The 15,467-nt window shown below is 67.4% G+C and carries 12 protein-coding genes; 8 read left to right on the forward strand and 4 right to left on the reverse strand.

Annotation, left to right across the window (positions count from 1 at the left end; genetic code table 11):
- The first annotated feature begins 18 nt into the window (after positions 1-18).
- Entirely contained in the window at positions 19-234 is a 216-nt protein-coding gene (locus LTH96_RS05800; RefSeq protein WP_241464794.1) for a hypothetical protein, read from the forward strand.
- 75 nt (positions 235-309) lie between these two features.
- Here LTH96_RS05800 and LTH96_RS05805 read toward each other — a convergent pair whose 3' ends face one another.
- From LTH96_RS05805 to LTH96_RS05815, 3 genes are all read right to left on the reverse strand, one after another.
- A complete protein-coding gene (locus LTH96_RS05805) occupies positions 310-1,806 on the reverse strand; it encodes an RNA polymerase sigma factor (RefSeq protein ID WP_370644413.1) in 1,497 nt (498 codons plus the stop codon).
- A 180-nt stretch (positions 1,807-1,986) separates the two neighbouring features.
- Positions 1,987-3,285 carry a DUF4192 family protein gene (locus LTH96_RS05810; protein WP_241464796.1) on the reverse strand — a complete coding sequence of 433 codons (1,299 nt, stop codon included), beginning with the start codon at positions 3,283-3,285 and terminating at the stop codon, positions 1,987-1,989.
- A 135-nt stretch (positions 3,286-3,420) separates the two neighbouring features.
- Positions 3,421-4,632: a PAC2 family protein gene (locus LTH96_RS05815; RefSeq protein ID WP_241464797.1), complete on the reverse strand. Its 1,212-nt coding sequence runs from the start codon at positions 4,630-4,632 to the stop codon at positions 3,421-3,423.
- Positions 4,633-4,831: 199 nt separating this feature from the next.
- Here LTH96_RS05815 and LTH96_RS05820 point away from each other — a divergent pair, with 199 nt between their 5' ends.
- The 3 genes from LTH96_RS05820 (at position 4,832) to sucB (ending at position 9,919) form a co-directional block, all read left to right on the forward strand.
- Complete coding sequence (locus LTH96_RS05820) at positions 4,832-6,421, forward strand: leucyl aminopeptidase (RefSeq protein WP_241464798.1); 1,590 nt, start codon at positions 4,832-4,834, stop codon at positions 6,419-6,421.
- Between the two features lie 143 nt (positions 6,422-6,564).
- Positions 6,565-7,944, forward strand: coding sequence for a dihydrolipoyl dehydrogenase (gene lpdA, locus LTH96_RS05825; RefSeq protein ID WP_255727545.1), 1,380 nt, complete (start codon positions 6,565-6,567; stop codon positions 7,942-7,944).
- Positions 7,945-8,047: 103 nt separating this feature from the next.
- Positions 8,048-9,919 carry a 2-oxoglutarate dehydrogenase, E2 component, dihydrolipoamide succinyltransferase gene (gene sucB, locus LTH96_RS05830; RefSeq protein WP_241464800.1) on the forward strand — a complete coding sequence of 624 codons (1,872 nt, stop codon included), beginning with the start codon at positions 8,048-8,050 and terminating at the stop codon, positions 9,917-9,919.
- Positions 9,920-10,080: 161 nt separating this feature from the next.
- On the opposite strand, the gene LTH96_RS05835 is transcribed toward sucB, so the two are convergent.
- Complete coding sequence (locus LTH96_RS05835) at positions 10,081-11,724, reverse strand: protein kinase (protein WP_241464801.1); 1,644 nt, start codon at positions 11,722-11,724, stop codon at positions 10,081-10,083.
- 102 nt (positions 11,725-11,826) lie between these two features.
- On the opposite strand from LTH96_RS05835, the gene lipB reads away from it, so the two are divergent.
- The 4 genes from lipB to rpsD all read left to right on the forward strand — a co-directional run bounded on the left by lipB (position 11,827) and on the right by rpsD (position 15,333).
- Entirely contained in the window at positions 11,827-12,570 is a 744-nt protein-coding gene (gene lipB / locus LTH96_RS05840) for a lipoyl(octanoyl) transferase LipB (RefSeq protein WP_241464802.1), read from the forward strand.
- A complete protein-coding gene (lipA, locus tag LTH96_RS05845) occupies positions 12,567-13,574 on the forward strand; it encodes a lipoyl synthase (RefSeq protein ID WP_241464803.1) in 1,008 nt (335 codons plus the stop codon). The genes lipB and lipA overlap by 4 nt, the downstream gene beginning before the upstream one ends.
- A gap of 23 nt (positions 13,575-13,597) precedes the next feature.
- Complete coding sequence (locus LTH96_RS05850; RefSeq protein ID WP_241464804.1) at positions 13,598-14,398, forward strand: DUF4191 domain-containing protein; 801 nt, start codon at positions 13,598-13,600, stop codon at positions 14,396-14,398.
- A gap of 302 nt (positions 14,399-14,700) precedes the next feature.
- On the forward strand, positions 14,701-15,333 hold the full coding sequence (rpsD, locus tag LTH96_RS05855) for a 30S ribosomal protein S4 (protein ID WP_133726351.1): 633 nt from the start codon (positions 14,701-14,703) through the stop codon (positions 15,331-15,333).
- Positions 15,334-15,467 lie beyond the last annotated feature (134 nt).

The following is a 15,467-nucleotide window of genomic DNA, read 5'->3' on the forward strand; positions in this document are numbered from 1 at the left end:
CCTGAGGAGGCGAAGAGCATGACCGGCACAACTGGCACCGTGGAAAACCAGCCCACTACCTTGACTGCCCTTGACCGTTGCGACCGCTGCGGAGCACAGGCTTACGTGCGAGCGGCGCTCACATCCGGTGTTCTGCTCTTCTGCAATCACCACGGCCGGCAGGTCGAAGATTCGCTGCGACCAAAGACCGTCGAGTGGATCGATGAATCAGATCGGCTCGTGACTGCCAAGTAGCACGCAGCACCAGACGAAGAAGGGTGCGGCCCGGAGAAATCCGGGCCGCACCCTTCTTCTATGTCCGGCTCAGACTCAGTCGAGGTAGTCGCGCAGGACCTGCGAGCGGCTCGGGTGGCGAAGCTTCGACATGGTCTTGGACTCGATCTGACGGATGCGCTCGCGCGTCACGCCGTAGACCTTGCCGATCTCGTCGAGGGTCTTCGGCTGACCGTCGGTGAGACCGAATCGCATGGCCACCACGCCGGCTTCGCGCTCGGCGAGCGTGTCCAGCACCGAGTGCAGCTGCTCCTGGAGCAGGGTGAAGCTCACCGCGTCCGAGGGCACGACGGCTTCCGAGTCTTCGATGAGGTCACCGAACTCGGAGTCGCCGTCCTCGCCGAGCGGGGTGTGCAGCGAGATCGGCTCGCGGCCGTACTTCTGCACCTCGACGACCTTCTCCGGGGTCATGTCGAGTTCCTGCGCCAGCTCCTCCGGGGTGGGCTCACGGCCCAGGTCCTGGAGCATCTGGCGCTGCACGCGGGCAAGCTTGTTGATGACCTCCACCATGTGCACGGGGATGCGAATGGTGCGCGCCTGGTCCGCCATGGCGCGAGTGATCGCCTGGCGGATCCACCAGGTGGCGTAGGTCGAGAACTTGAAGCCCTTGGTGTAGTCGAACTTCTCCACTGCACGGATGAGTCCGAGGTTGCCCTCCTGGATCAGGTCCAGGAAGAGCATTCCGCGCCCGGTATACCGCTTGGCCAGGGAGACGACCAGACGAAGGTTGGCTTCCAGCAGGTGGTTCTTGGCGCGCTTGCCGTCGGCGACCACGAGCTCCAGGTCGCGGCGCAGCCGGCGGTCGGTGATCTTCTGCTTGGCCAGCTTGTGCTCGGCGAAGAGTCCGGCCTCGATGCGCAGCGCGAGGTCGACCTCCTGTTCGGCGTTCAGCAGTGCGACCTTGCCGATCTGCTTCAGGTAGTCCTTGACCGGGTCTGCGGTCGCGCCGGCGGAGACCACCTGGATCGCGGGGGCGTCGTCCTCATCGGCGTTGGAGATGACGAAGCCGCGACCCTTGGACTCCTCCTCCTCGCCCTCCTTGGCCTTCACGGAGGCCTCGGTGATGGCCTCAGGGTCTTCCCCATCGGCCACGGCCTTCGCGACGGCCTTCTCCAGGGCCGCGGTGGGGGCGGCCTTCTCCTCGGCATCCGCCTCGGCGAGGACCTCGTCGACCGGATCGGCGGCCTTCTTGCGGCCTCCGGTCTTCTTCGCGGGCGCTTTGGTTGTCGCGGCAGCGGCGCTCTTCTTCTCAGCCGCCGTCTTGGCCGCAGTGGACTTCGCGACGGTCGTCTTGGCTGCGGTCGTCTTAGCGGCCGGCGCCTTCTTCGCGGGAGCCTTGGCGGCTGAAGAGACAGGGCTCTTCTTCGCCGCGGTGGACTTCGCCGCGGTCGACTTGGCGGCGGTGCTGCGAGCTGCAGTGCTCTTCTTGGCGGGCGTCTTCTTCTCAGCCTCTGCAGCGGCCGTGTTCTCTTCGGTGGACTTGGACGCAGTAGTGGGCACGGTGACCTTCCGACTTAGACATATGGTGCAGATGCGATGAACTTGTCGGTCAACACACCTATGACCCTGTCAAGGCCATTGTAAAAATCATACTTGTCTGAGGAGCTGTCAACAGCCCCTCGGTGGGTATGATCCTACGATGGTTGCAGGGTCTCAATGCATCACAACATAGCTTGTTCCGCCCGCATTCCCAATCTGAGCGTCTTTTCCGGGTCAGTCGGCGCTCGGAACGGCGCTCCTTGCCCAGGACCAGCTGTGCTGCTTGACGCGGGCCCATAGACACACGCCCTTGAGCTGCATCAGTCGCTCGATGAGCCGGCTGAACTCGTTCTCGGGGAATTCCTGCAGGCACCGATCGATGAAGGATCCGGCTGCGCTGCCTCGGCCTCTGGCCCATTCGATCCACGCCATGAGGCACAGCAGGTTCTCCCGCTCGGCGGCTCGGGCATAGGGCACCAGGTCGCCGAGGACTGCTTCGAGCGCGTCGACGCGTTCCCAGTCGGGGCGAGAATGGGTCTCACCGAGGAAGGACGCGGCATAGCGCCGCAGCATGTGTTGTTCCGCGCTGTCCATGGGAGCCTCTTCGACGCCCTGCCGATGGCGCAGCCCGATGATGGCGTGATCGAGTCCCAGCGTGGCCAGCGGAATGAGCAGGTCCCGGTCGAACCCGGTGTGCAGCTGCCCGAGGAGCTCTCTGAGGCGCGCAGCGTCCGCTCTGAGCTCTTGGCGCGTGCGTGCCCGCGTGCCCTCCCGCGGCGCGGGGGCAGTGCGGGACGCGTGCTCACCTGCGTCCAGCTGCTGACACAGCGCGAGGTCCCAGGCTTCCAGCCGACGACGCAGCCTCCCTTCGTGACTCTGCGGATCGTGCTGCCGCCGGGCTTCTCCGAGGAGGACTTCCAGCGCCGGGTCAGCGGCCGGCGCGCGCTCGAGAAACGAGACGGCCGCCTGGTCCAGGGGCTGGGACTCCCGGCGGGAGGTGTGGCCGGGGAGACCTCCCAGCGTGGGAATCCGGAGATCCTCGATGCGGCGGCCCGGAAGGGCGTCGCCGCGTGGGTCTGCACCGAGCGGGTCGCGGACGTGGCCCGCGCAGACGAACCAGGCCTGGACGATCCGGACGCAGTACTCGGAGTCGAGCATGATCCGCAGCGCTTTCAGGCAGGAGCGCCACGCCTCGTCCTGGGTCGCAGAAGCAGGGCCGTCGCCGATCAGCACGACCAGGGCCGCCTCGGGTGCCGGAGAGGATCCCTCCCCCGCCAGACAGTCGGCGATGAGCCGGGCGGAGCTGAAGGGTTCGCGCAGGGCCGGCGTCAGATCGATCCGCATGTGGCCACCGGTGTAGCCGTTGAGCAGCCCGATGACGACGAGGGACTCGCGCGGCAGCCTTCCGAAGGTGTGCCGCACCAGGGCCAGGCAGTCCCCCGGCTTCTGGATGTCGAGCGGACCCTGAGGAGGCGCTGGCCTGCCCTGAATCGAGCCGTCGAGCGGATGCTGTGCGTGGGTGTGTGCGTCCATGAAGCCAGCGTGATCGCATCACCCGGCAACCGAGCCGTGCAGCGGCTGGCTGTGGAGGTCACCGCTGTCGGGGTCCAGCTGGCCGTCACTGGGGAAAACCCGGCACCCCGCCGGAGCCTCCGTCGGGCGCAGCCGCTATTCGCGGCGGTCGTGATCTTCCGGCTCGGTCTCGGGGCTCTCCGGGTGGTCCTCCGGGTGGTCCTCCGGGGCAGAGTCGACCGGATCGGAGTCCTGGGCGGCAGCCGGATCAGACTCCCCTGCGGGCTCAGACTCCCCTGCCGGACCCGTCGGGGACTCCCCGAGCAGACCCTCGATCGAGCCGGCGCGAGCGGCTTCGGCGTCGGCAGCTGGATCGTGATGGCGCAGATACGCCTCCACGGCGGCACCGAGCTCCTCAGCGTCGGGCACCGCGTCGTCGTCCTTGACCAGCAGCGACCGCTGCTGCGGGGTGGCGTACTCGTCGAAGTTGCGCTCGAGCCGGTCCACCATGCCTTGGATCTCAGAGTTCTGCTCCACCTGCCGGGAGATGTCCTGCTCCACCATCCGCGAGGACTCGCGCAGCTCGTCGGTGGGCAGCATCAGTTCCAGCGCCGCACCTGCGTATTCCAGAGCGGCCACCGCAGCATGCGGGAACCGTCCTCCGGCGAGGTAGTGCGGGACGTGCAGCGTATAGCCCACCACGTCGCGATCCGCCTCGGCGACGCGCAGCTCCAGGAACTGGCTCAGTCCGGCCTCGATCTGCGCGCTGGGACCCCAGGTGGAGATGCCCTCGATGAGGTCCGTTCGGTTGCCATGGGCCGTCACTCCGATCGGACGGGTGTGCGGGGTCGGCAGCCCGAGCGCGTCCACCAGCACCACGAGCTTCACATCGAGGCGGTCCACGAGCTGCAGCACCGCAGAGGACACCCGTTCCCACTGGTAGTCGGGCTCGTCACCGGTCAGGAAGAGGAACGGTCGGCCCAGGGCGTCGCGCACCTCGTAGAGCTCCAACGAGGGCGCCTCGAAATTGCTGAACCGGTTGTCCGTGAAGGTGATCTGCGGGCGCCGGGACCGGTAGTCGAAGAGCTCATCGACGTCGAAGCTGGCAAGCCGCCGATGCGGCAGCGTGCCGAGCAGGGATTCGGAGACCTGCTCGCTGAGGCTGCCCGCATCGGTGTGGCCGGACCAGGACACCAGCAGGCTCAGCCGCTCTGCGGGTGGCTGGTCCGTGCGGAGCACCAGGGCGCCGCCTTCGGCGCTCACGCTGGACTCATGCCCGTCCTGGGCGCCGAGGTTGATGGAGGAGTTCGACTCATCATCTCCATCGGCTGCGGGATGGACATGCAGCAGATCCAGGGGGTCCTTCACCTGAGGGGTCCTCTTTCCGATATGGGGTCCGAGCCTCGTCGGTCACGCTGGTCGCAGCCGGGTCAGCTCAGTGAGTCGTATATACAACAGGATGCCACCTGCGGGCATTCCCGCATGGAAGTTGGTTAGGATCGATGATCAAGAAGAACCAAGACGACCTATCCCGATTCCACCATCCCAGGAATCAGACAGGACCACTGTGATCCACGATTTCCAGCCCAGCCTCTCCGCCGTCTCCACCTCCGTCGAGAAGACCGACACCGACGCCCTCGTGCTCGGCGTCGCCAAGGGACCCCAGGGGCCGATCCTGCTCCCCAATCCGCTCGCCGACGATGCCGCCAAGGGCGTGGCGGACTCGCTCAAGGCGCTGGGCGCCACGGGCGCGGCGGATCAGCTGCTGCGCCTGCCGGGCATGGACGGCTTCGCGTCGGAGACGCTGGTACTCATCGGGGTGGGGCCGCTGACCGGTGAGTCCACCGGCGGAATCACCCTTGAGGCGCTTCGCCGCGCCGCCGGCTCCGCAGTCCGCCAGCTCGGCAGCATCGGTTCCGTCGCCCTGGCGCTGCCCGCGGCCTCGGTGGAGCAGGTCGGAGCCATCGCCGAAGGTGCCGCGATAGGCGCGTACTCCTTCAACCACTTCCGCACCTCCGAGGAGTCCCGCTCGGCCACCCCGGTCAGCGACATCCAGGTGCTGACCGAGCTCAAGGACAAGCAGACCCGGCCCGCCATCGACCGGGCCGTCGTCGTCGGCTCCGCGGTGCGTGCCGCCCGCGACCTGGTCAACACTCCCCCGAGCCACCTCTACCCGGAGAGCTTCGCCGACGTCGTCTCCGAGCTCGGTGACCGGACCAAGGCCCCGGCTCAGCAGGGCGGCACCGCACGGGCCGCGAAGCTCAAGATCAAGGTCTGGGGTGAGAAGGAGCTCGCCCGCGACGGCTTCGGCGGCATCCTCGGCGTCGGCGCCGGGTCCTCCCGCAAGCCCCGCCTGGTCCGCATGGAACACTCCCCCGCCAAGCCGGTGGCGCACATCGCGCTGGTCGGCAAGGGCATCACCTTCGACTCGGGCGGGCTCTCGCTGAAGCCTGCCGCCGCGATGACCACGATGAAGCTGGACATGGGTGGTGCGGCCACGGTGGCCGCCGTCGTCCGGGCGGCCGCTGACCTCAACCTGCCGGTCAAGGTCACCGGCTGGCTGTGCCTGGCCGAGAACATGCCCTCCTCCACCGCCCAGCGCCCCGAGGACGTCATCACCATCCATGGCGGCAAGACCGTGGAGGTGCTCAACACCGACGCCGAGGGTCGCCTGGTCCTGGCCGATGGTCTCGTCGCGGCCTCCGCGGAGCAGCCCGACGCGATCATCGACGTGGCCACGCTCACCGGAGCCCAGATGATCGCCCTGGGCGTGCGCACCACCGGCGTGATGGGCAACGAGGAGCTCCGTGAAGCCCTTCTGATGGCCTCGAAGCAGGCCGGCGAGAGCCTCTGGCCGATGCCGATCCCCGAGGAGGCGCGCTCCGGATTCGACTCCGAGGTGGCCGATCTCACCAACCTCGGCGACCGCTTCGGCGGCATGATGAATGCGGCCGCCTTCCTGCGCGAGTTCGTCGGTGACCGCGCCGGCGCCGCCACCGACCCGCTGGACCCCGAGACCACGCGCATCCCGTGGGCCCACCTGGACATCGCAGGTCCGGCGTTCAATGAGAAGGGCGCCTACGGGTACACCCCGAAATCGGGCACCGGCGTGATGGTCCGCACACTGATCAGCTACCTCGAAGGCCTGAGCCGCTGATTCAGTGGCTGATGCCTGCGCACAAGCGATAGGCTGAACGCAGTGAACACCTGGGAGAGGCTCCTGGGCGGGCCTGATCGCCCGCCGAGGGCCTCTCTCAGACCGAACAATGATCTTCACGTCTCACTCAATGCAAGGGAGCAATGACCGTGGCCGACCAGCCTCAGGAATTCGACGTACTCGTCCTCGGAGGGGGCAGCGCAGGCTATGCCGCTGCGCTTCGCTCAGTCCAGCACGGACTCACCGTGGGCCTCATCGAGAAGGACAAGCTCGGCGGCACCTGCCTGCACTGGGGCTGCATCCCGACCAAGGCGTACCTGCACTCCGCCGAGCTCGCCGATGAGGCGCGGACCTCTGAGAAGTACGGCGTGAAGATGAACTTCGAAGGCGTGGACATGGCCAAGGTCCGCGAGTACAAGGACGGCATCGTCGCCGGCAAGTACAAGGGTCTGACCGGACTGCTGAAGATGCGCAAGGTCACCGTGATCTCCGGTGAGGGCAAGCTGGTCTCGGAGAACGAGATCGAGGTCGACGGCACCCGCTACACCGGCAAGAACATCGTGCTGGCCACCGGCTCGACCTCGAAGACCTTCGGTCTGCCGCTGAGCAAGAAGATCATCACCTCCACCGAGGCCCTCGAGCTGGACTACACCCCGAAGTCGGCGATCGTGCTCGGCGGCGGCGTGATCGGCTGCGAGTTCGCCTCCGCCTGGACCTCCTTCGGCACCGAGGTCACCATCATCGAGGGTCTGCCCTCGCTGGTGCCCAATGAGGACCCGGCGATCGTCAAGCAGCTCGAGCGGACCTTCAAGAAGCGCGGCATCACGTTCAACACCGGCACCTTCTTCAACGAGGTCAAAGAGACCGACGACGGCGTCAAGGTCACCCTGGAAGGCGGCAAGACCTTCGAGGCCGAGATCTGCCTGGTCGCCGTGGGTCGCGGACCCGTCACCGAGGGCTTCGGCTTCGAGGACGCCGGCATCACCCTGGACCGCGGCTTCGTCATCACCGACGAGCGGCTGCACACCGGAGTCGGCAACATCTACGCGATCGGCGACATCGTCCCGGGTCTTCAGCTGGCGCACCGCGGCTACCAGCAGGGCATCTTCGTCGCCGAGGAGATCGCCGGCAACAACCCCGTGATCGTCGAGGACATCAACATCCCCAAGGTGACCTACTGCGAGCCGGAGATCATGTCCGTGGGCTACACCCAGCCCGCCGCCGAGGAGAAGTACGGCAAGGACCAGATCGAGATCACCGAGTACAACCTCGCGGGCAACGGCAAATCCTCCATCCTGGGCACCGGCGGCCTGATCAAGATGGTCGGCGTCAAGGGCGGCCCGATCGTCGGAGTCCACGGCATCGGCACCCGGATCGGCGAGCAGGTGGGCGAGGCCCAGCTGATCGTGAACTGGGAGGCCTACCCGGAGGACGTCGCTACCCTGCTCCACGCACACCCCACGCAGAACGAAGCCATGGGCGAGGCTGCGATGGCGCTGTTCGGCCACCCGCTGCACGGCTGACCCGCGTCTCCCGGACGCCCGGGAGCCCTTCCAGAACTGCCCGTAGAGATAAATGTTCCAGCCGTGAGGCTGTGTCGAATTTTGAGAGTAGGAGTCGGACACCATGTCTGAAACCGTTAACCTTCCAGCCCTGGGTGAGTCAGTCACCGAGGGCACCGTGACCCGCTGGCTCGTCGAGGTCGGTGACACCGTCGAGGTCGACCAGCCGCTGCTGGAGGTCTCCACCGACAAGGTCGACACCGAGGTCCCCTCCCCGGCCGCCGGCACCATCGAGGAGCTCCTCGTCGCCGAGGACGAGACCATCGAAGTGGGTGCCCCGCTGGTCAGGATCGGTGACGGGTCCGGCTCCGGCGACTCCGGCTCCTCGGACGACTCCGCCGAGGAGTCCGCCGAGCCTGAGCAGTCCGAGCCTGAGCCCTCGGGCGACGGAGGGTCCGGGTCCGAGGCCGAAGAGGCAGAGGATGCCGCGACAGAGGCCGCGCAGCCCGAGGCCACCGAGCAGGCCGCGCAGGAGAACACCTCCGAGGAGAGCTCTTCGGACTCCTCTTCAGAGTCCTCCGACGGCGGCGAGACCCAGGAGATCACTCTTCCGGCTCTCGGCGAGTCCGTCACCGAGGGCACCGTGACCCGCTGGCTCGTCGAGGTCGGCGACACCGTGGAGGTCGATCAGCCGCTGCTGGAGGTCTCCACCGACAAGGTCGACACCGAGGTCCCCTCCCCCGTGGCAGGCACCATCCAGGAGATCAAGGTCTCCGAGGACGAGACCATCGAGGTCGGCGCCGTGCTCGCCCTCATCGGCTCAGGCTCAGGCTCAGGCGGATCATCCGCCGACGCCGAGCAGGAGCAGGACGCTGAGGCGGAGGAGAAGGCAGCCGAGCCGGCCACCGAGGAATCGACGCCGAAGCAGGCTGAACCCGAGCAGTCCGAGCCGGAGCAGGAGCCCGCTCCCCAGGAGCGCGCCGCGAAGGACGCCCCGGCTGAGAGCGAGCCGAAGACCGAGTCGAAGTCTGAGCCGAAGGCAGAGTCCTCGGACTCCTCCGCCGAGGGTTACGTGACCCCGCTGGTGCGCCGCCTGGCCAAGAACGAGGGCGTGGACCTGGCCGATGTCAAGGGCACCGGGGTCGGTGGGCGCATCCGCAAGCAGGACGTGGTCGACGCCGCCGAGGCGAGCAAGTCCCAGGCTCAGTCTGAAGCCCCTGCCGAGGCTCCCGCGACCGCGAAGTCTGCACCCAAGGTCGAGGTGGACACCAGCAAGCGCGGCTCCTCCGAGAAGGCACCGCGGATCCGCCAGGTGATCGCCCAGCGGATGAACGAGTCGCTGGACATCTCCGCGCAGCTGACCCAGGTCCACGAGGTCGACATGACCCGCATCGTGAACCTGCGCGCCAAGGCGAAGGCCTCCTTCAAGGCGCAGAACGGTGTGAACCTCACCTACCTGCCCTTCATCGGCACCGCAGTCACCGAGGCGCTCAAGCAGCACCCGAAGCTCAACGCCGAATACGACGAGGCCAACCAGCAGATCACCTACCACGACAGCGAGCACCTGGCCCTGGCGGTCGACACCGATAAGGGCCTGCTGGTGCCGGTGATCAACGACGCCGGAGATCTCAGCATCGCCGGACTGTCCAAGAAGATCGCCGATGTGGCCGAGCGGACCCGTCAGTCCAAGATCGGCCCGGGTGAACTCTCCGGAGGCACCTTCACGATCACGAACTTCGGTTCCGTCGGGGCCCTGTTCGACACGCCGATCATCAACCAGCCGCAGGTCGCCATCCTGGGCACCGGAACGATCGTGAAGCGCCCGATGGTCGTCACCGACGCCGACGGCAACGAGTCCATCGGCATCCGGCACATGATGTACCTCTCGCTGACCTACGATCACCGCCTGGTCGACGGAGCAGACGCCGGTCGCTTCATGCAGACGCTGAAGGCTCGCCTGGAAGAAGGCAACTTCGAAGCTCAGCTGGGACTCTAGAGACCGGCAGACGCTCAGGCGAGGACTCTCAGGAGCCTGAGCCGGGCGGCTCGGCCGCCTCGAACCTCGCTACGCAGAACAGGGTTCGTCCATTCGGACGGGCCCTGTTCTGCGTCTGGCCCGGTTCCGCCACCGATGCCACATCGTCCTCGGTGGCAGCGTCATCCTCCGGCGGAGCTGAGCTCACGAACGGCGTGCAGCAGCCACTTCCCGTCCTGCCGGTGCAGCACCAGCACCACCTCCTGGGATTCCGGAGCGCCGGTCTCCAGCCCTGTGGCCGTCACCGAGGCGCGCAGCTCGGCGACCCGCTGTGTGTGCCGGTCGAGGCCCTGGACCTGCCGATCGGATCCGCTTGGGTCCCGCTCCTCGCTGACGCTGATCTCCAGCGGCGCGCCCTGGTAGGTCAGCCCGCGCTCGGTGAAACCCTCGATGAGTGCCAGCTCAGCCGTTCGGGCCGGGCTCTCTGCTGCGGTGTAGCGCTGCACCTGCTCCCGCGAGACCTCGCGCAGCGCCTGGGTCCGCAGGGCCGCGAGGCCCTCCGCAGCCTGCACCGGGTCCCGGTGGTGCAGCAGCTGCCAGGGGCGCGGGTCCTCCGGAAGGGAGTCCTCGGACCCGCTCTCGTCGCTCTGCTCCTGAGCGGGCTGCGCGGTCAGCGAGGCCGGGGCGGGCGTCGTCGTCGGGGTGGGGGTCAAGATGCCCGCCGAGAGCCAGAGCCCGGCGAACACCAGGGCCGCCAGAGCGACCGCTCCGAACCTGGGCGCCCAGCGCCGGCGGCCGGTGTCGGAGCCGTGCAGGGTGGGCAGCTCGGGCACCACCTCTTCGTGCACATGCGGTGACAGGTCCAGGGCGGCAGGTGCTGCGCAGCGAAAGAGCTCGACCGCGAAGTCCTCCGCACTCGGGCGCAGCCGCGGATCGCCGTGGAGTGCCGACTCCAGCAGCAGCGTGATGGACTCAGGCAGCTCCGGGCGCAGACTCCGCAGCGGTGCCCGCCGACGGCCCCGAGCGGGCACCGCCCCGGTCAGCGCGAACCATGCGACGGCAGCAAGGGAATACACGTCGGCCTCCGGGGCCAGCCCAGCGCGGGCTTCTCGCCGCGTAGCCGAATCCGCGCCCTGAGGCAGTCGACCCTCCAACTCTCGTTCTGGGGCGGCGAACCCCGGAGTCCCGGTGTCGGAGCGCGGCGTCCCGAGGATCACGGCGTCTGCGAGATCACCCAGCGCAGGCTTGCCGTCGGCGGCCAGCAGAATGTTCCCCGGTGAGACGTCCCCATGGGCGACTCCGCCCTGATGCAGCGCCCCCAGGGCGGTCGCGATGGGAGTCAGCACGGTGACGACCTCTCCGAGGCTGACACTGCCGACGCTGCCCAGCAGCCCGGCGAGTGATCCGGCGCTGTAGGGCTCGAGCATCAGCCCGAGCCCCTGGGAGGTCTCCAGGGCTCCATAGGCGCGGACCAGATGACCATGACGCAGCATGTCCAGCGCCTGAAGCTCGGCCGCGACAGTGTGCAGGGGCGGACGCCCGGCTGCATGCGCGCGGGGGACCTTCAGCGCGAAGGCCGCCGGCGGGAAGCCGTCGACGAGCTGCCAGTCGGGTTCCGCGGGAGAATCCCACCACACCAGCCAGACCAGGGCGCTGCTGCCCACCCCGAGCAGCCGTTCCACCGTGATGCCTCGGGCCGCCGGAGGGTCCCAGCCTCCGGTCCCCGAAGCGTCGAAGCCGCGCGCGAACCGCTCCAGCGGCTCGGCCCGATCAGGGGCGGGCCCCGTGATGCCCCGGGTGGTGCCCCGGGTGATGTCACCGTCCATGACACCCATTCTGACCGCCCGCAGACCCCGCCCATGGGTTATCCACAGGTCATCTGCGGCCGCAGTTCCCGCAGCGCGGCCCGATCGGTTTAGGCTGGTGTCATGGAGCTCTCATTCACGAAGCTGGGGTTCGACCCGCAGCTCCTCGACTACTCCGAGACGCTCAGTCTCCAGCGGCGGCTGCACACCGCGGTGCAGCAGGGCTCGGCGCCCTCCACCGTGTTGCTGCTCGAGCACGCCGACGTCTACACGGCCGGCCGTCGCACCGAACCTGCGGACCTCCCTGAAGACGGCACCCCGGTGGTGGATGTGGATCGCGGCGGCAAGATCACCTGGCACGGCCGCGGCCAGCTCGTCGGCTACCCGATCCTGCACCTGCGCGATCGATCCCTGGTCAAGGACTATGTCTGCGTGCTGGAGAAGACGCTGATCAGGATCCTCGCAACGGACTTCGGCATCACCGGCACCCAGGTGCCCCGACGCTCCGGGGTCTGGATCACCTCAGACGGCCCCGACCGGAAGATCGCCGCCATCGGTCTGCGCGTGCACCGCTCGGTCACCATGCACGGGTTCGCCCTGAACTGCTCAAACGACCTCGCGCCCTTCGAGAACATCATCGCCTGCGGGATCACCGACGCGAAGACCACCAGCATCAGCGCCGAGCTGGGCTACGAGGTCACCCCCGAACAGGTGGCCGACCGGGTCACCGAGGAGCTGCGCCGCGCGCTGCCTCCGCTGCTGCACCGCCACGACGACGACGCGCCCGCCCTTGCCGGAACCACCGGCCACGGCGCAGACCAGGGCACCTGTGAGATGTCCCGAACTACAGAAGGAGCACCACAGTGACTGTGGCACCTGAAGGCCGACGCATGCTGCGCGTCGAAGCACGCAACGCCTCGATCCCCGTGGAGCGCAAGCCCGAGTGGATGCGCACCAAGGTCAAGATCGGCACCGAGTTCACCGAGATGAAGAAGCGGGTCGGAGAGAAGGGCCTGAACACCGTCTGCGAGGAAGCAGGGTGTCCCAACATCTTCGAATGCTGGGAGGACCGCGAGGCCACCTTCCTCATCGGCGGCTCCGCCTGCACCCGACGCTGCGACTTCTGCGAGATCGACACCGGCCGCCCCGGCGCCGTGGACGAGTCCGAGCCGCTGCAGGTGGCCCAGTCGGTGAATGAGATGCAGCTGCGCTACGCGACCGTCACCGGCGTCGCCCGCGATGACCTCCCCGATGAGGGCGTGTGGCTCTACGCCGAGACCATCCGGAAGATCCACGAGCTCAACCCCGGCACCGGAGTGGAGATCCTGATTCCCGACTTCTCCGGACGCGAGGAGAACATCGCCGGAATCTGCGAGGCCGCCCCGGAGGTGTTCGCGCACAACGTCGAGACGGTTCCGCGGATCTTCCGCCGGATCCGCCCGGCGTTCCGCTACGAACGTTCCCTGGACGTGCTCACCCAGGGACGCGGCCACGGCATGATCACCAAGTCCAACCTGATCCTGGGCATGGGCGAGACCCGTGAGGAGGTCTCCGAAGCTCTGCGCGACCTCCACGACGCCGGCTGTGACCTGCTCACCATCACCCAGTACCTGCGGCCCACCCCTCGGCACCTCCCGGTGGATCGCTGGGTCAAGCCCCAGGAGTTCCTGGACATCTCCCAGGAGGCCGAAGAGATCGGATTCCTGGGTGTGATGTCGGGGCCGCTGGTGCGCTCCTCCTACCGCGCCGGGTCCCTCTGGGCCAAGGCGATGCAGAGGAAGGGCTTGGAGATTCCCGCCGCACTGGCACACATCGAACCTTCCGGGGCGACCAAGCAGGAGGCCGCCACGCTGGTCGCCGCAGGCTACTGAGCCTGCGGTAGACTGAGATCACTATGGCACCAGCAGACTCCACACCTCCCAAGGCTTCCTCCAAGGCAGAGGCAAAGGCCGCGCTCAAGAACCTCAAGGCCGAGCAGAAGGCTGAACAGCGGGACCGCAAGGCCCGCAAGAAGGCCAATAAGCAGGAAGGCTTCTTCGCGCGGATCAAGCAGGTCTTCACCATGACCCGCTCCTATGACCCGAACATCGGGTGGTGGATGGCATTGGCCTTCTTCGCCACCCTCGGCGTGTTCTTCCTCCTCTTCACCCTGCTGATGAACTGGGTCACCGGTCTGCTGATCGGTCTGCCCTTCGGCCTGCTGGCCGCGATGATCGTGATGAACCGACGAGCCGAGAAGGCAGCCTTCTCCCGCATCGAGGGCCGTCCGGGTGCCGCCGCCGCCGCGCTGAGCACGCTCAAGCGCGGCTGGATCGTCACCGAGGAGCCGGTCGCGATGGACCCGAAGACGCAGGACGCGATCTTCCGGGTGCTCGGCAAGCCAGGCCTGGTGCTCGTCACCGAGGGACCCGCCGGCCGGGTGAACAAGCTGGTCGAGAAGACCCGCAAGCGGTTCAGCCCGATCCTTCGGGACACCGGCGTGCCGATCCACATCATCCAGTCCGGACGCGGGGACCAGCAGGTCCCGCTGCAGAAGCTGGCCAAGACGATCAAGAAGCTCGACAAGAAGCTCACCAAGCACGAGGTCAACGCGGTGGACCGCCGGCTCACCGCACTGCCGATCTCCCGGCCGCCGATCCCCAAGGGCGTCGACCCCTACCGCACCCGCCCCGACCGCAAGGCGCTGCGCGGCTAGCTCCGGCGAAGGCTGATACACCCTCCCAGAACCCCGATCATCCCCGTGATGATTGGGGTTCTGTCATCCCCGGTGCTAGGCTGTTGTGCTGTCTGGCAGGCTTCGCACCTCTGAAGAAGATCCCTGCACACAGGCTCCCCGCAGAACTCTGATGGGGTCCGCGTGTGCCGGTGCGATGTCGCAGTGCAGTGAGCCTTCGGCGGCTCACACTCTCCGAACCACGGATCGCGGAGGCCAGGTACCTGATCGTTTGTCGCGGTCAGGAATAAACATCATTCGCCGACAAGACAGGAAGGCAGTCAATGCCCACATCACCATTGCGCAGTCGTCGTACTGTGAAAGCATCGCGTGCCCTTGGCATCGCGCTGACCCCCAAGGCCCAGAAGTACCTGGATCGCCGCCCCTACGGCCCCGGCCAGCACGGCCGGACCCGGCGTCGCACCGATTCCGACTACGCGGTGCGTCTGAAGGAGAAGCAGCGTCTCCGCGCCCAGTACGGCATCCGCGAAGCTCAGATGCTGCGCTACTACGAAGAGGCCAAGCGCATGCACGAGGGCCTGACCGGTGAGAACCTGGTCGAGCTGCTCGAGTCCCGGCTTGACGCCCTGGTTCTGCGTTCGGGCTTCGCCCGCACCATCGCCCAGGCTCGCCAGTTCGTGGTGCACCGCCACATCATGGTCAACGGCAAGCGCGTGGACCGCCCGTCCTTCCGCGTGAAGCCCGGCCAGATGATCCACGTGCACGAGCGCTCCGAGGTCTTCGAGCCCTTCCAGGTGGCCGCCGCAGGCACCCACCAGGATGCGCTGCCCACAGTTCCCGGCTACCTCACCGTCGAGATCGAGAAGCTTCAGGCGACTCTGTCCCGCAAGCCCAAGCGCGAAGAGGTTCCGGTCACCTGCGAAGAGCAGCTCGTGGTCGAGTTCTACGCACGCTGATCTGAAGACGATCACTCAGAACACCGTTCTGAAACCCACAGAGCCCGTTGCCCTCCCCCACCGGAGGCCGCAGCGGGCTCTGTGTTTCCACTAAGCTGGTCCCGGCGCAGATCCGGCGAAGTCACAGACATGAG

The organism is Nesterenkonia sp. LB17 (assembly GCF_022565915.1).
In the GTDB taxonomy this organism is placed as follows: domain Bacteria; phylum Actinomycetota; class Actinomycetes; order Actinomycetales; family Micrococcaceae; genus Nesterenkonia.

Bases quoted from the DNA above. Each gene is read 5' to 3' on its own strand.
- LTH96_RS05800 (WP_241464794.1), top strand. From the start codon at position 19: ATGACCGGCACAACTGGCACCGTGGAAAACCAGCCCACTACCTTGACT.
- LTH96_RS05810 (WP_241464796.1), bottom strand. From the start codon at position 3,285: ATGGACGCACACACCCACGCACAGCATCCGCTCGACGGCTCGATTCAG.
- lpdA (WP_255727545.1), top strand. From the start codon at position 6,565: ATGACCGTGGCCGACCAGCCTCAGGAATTCGACGTACTCGTCCTCGGA.
- sucB (WP_241464800.1), top strand. From the start codon at position 8,048: ATGTCTGAAACCGTTAACCTTCCAGCCCTGGGTGAGTCAGTCACCGAG.
- LTH96_RS05835 (WP_241464801.1), bottom strand. From the start codon at position 11,724: ATGGACGGTGACATCACCCGGGGCACCACCCGGGGCATCACGGGGCCC.
- lipB (WP_241464802.1), top strand. From the start codon at position 11,827: ATGGAGCTCTCATTCACGAAGCTGGGGTTCGACCCGCAGCTCCTCGAC.
- LTH96_RS05850 (WP_241464804.1), top strand. From the start codon at position 13,598: ATGGCACCAGCAGACTCCACACCTCCCAAGGCTTCCTCCAAGGCAGAG.
- rpsD (WP_133726351.1), top strand. From the start codon at position 14,701: ATGCCCACATCACCATTGCGCAGTCGTCGTACTGTGAAAGCATCGCGT.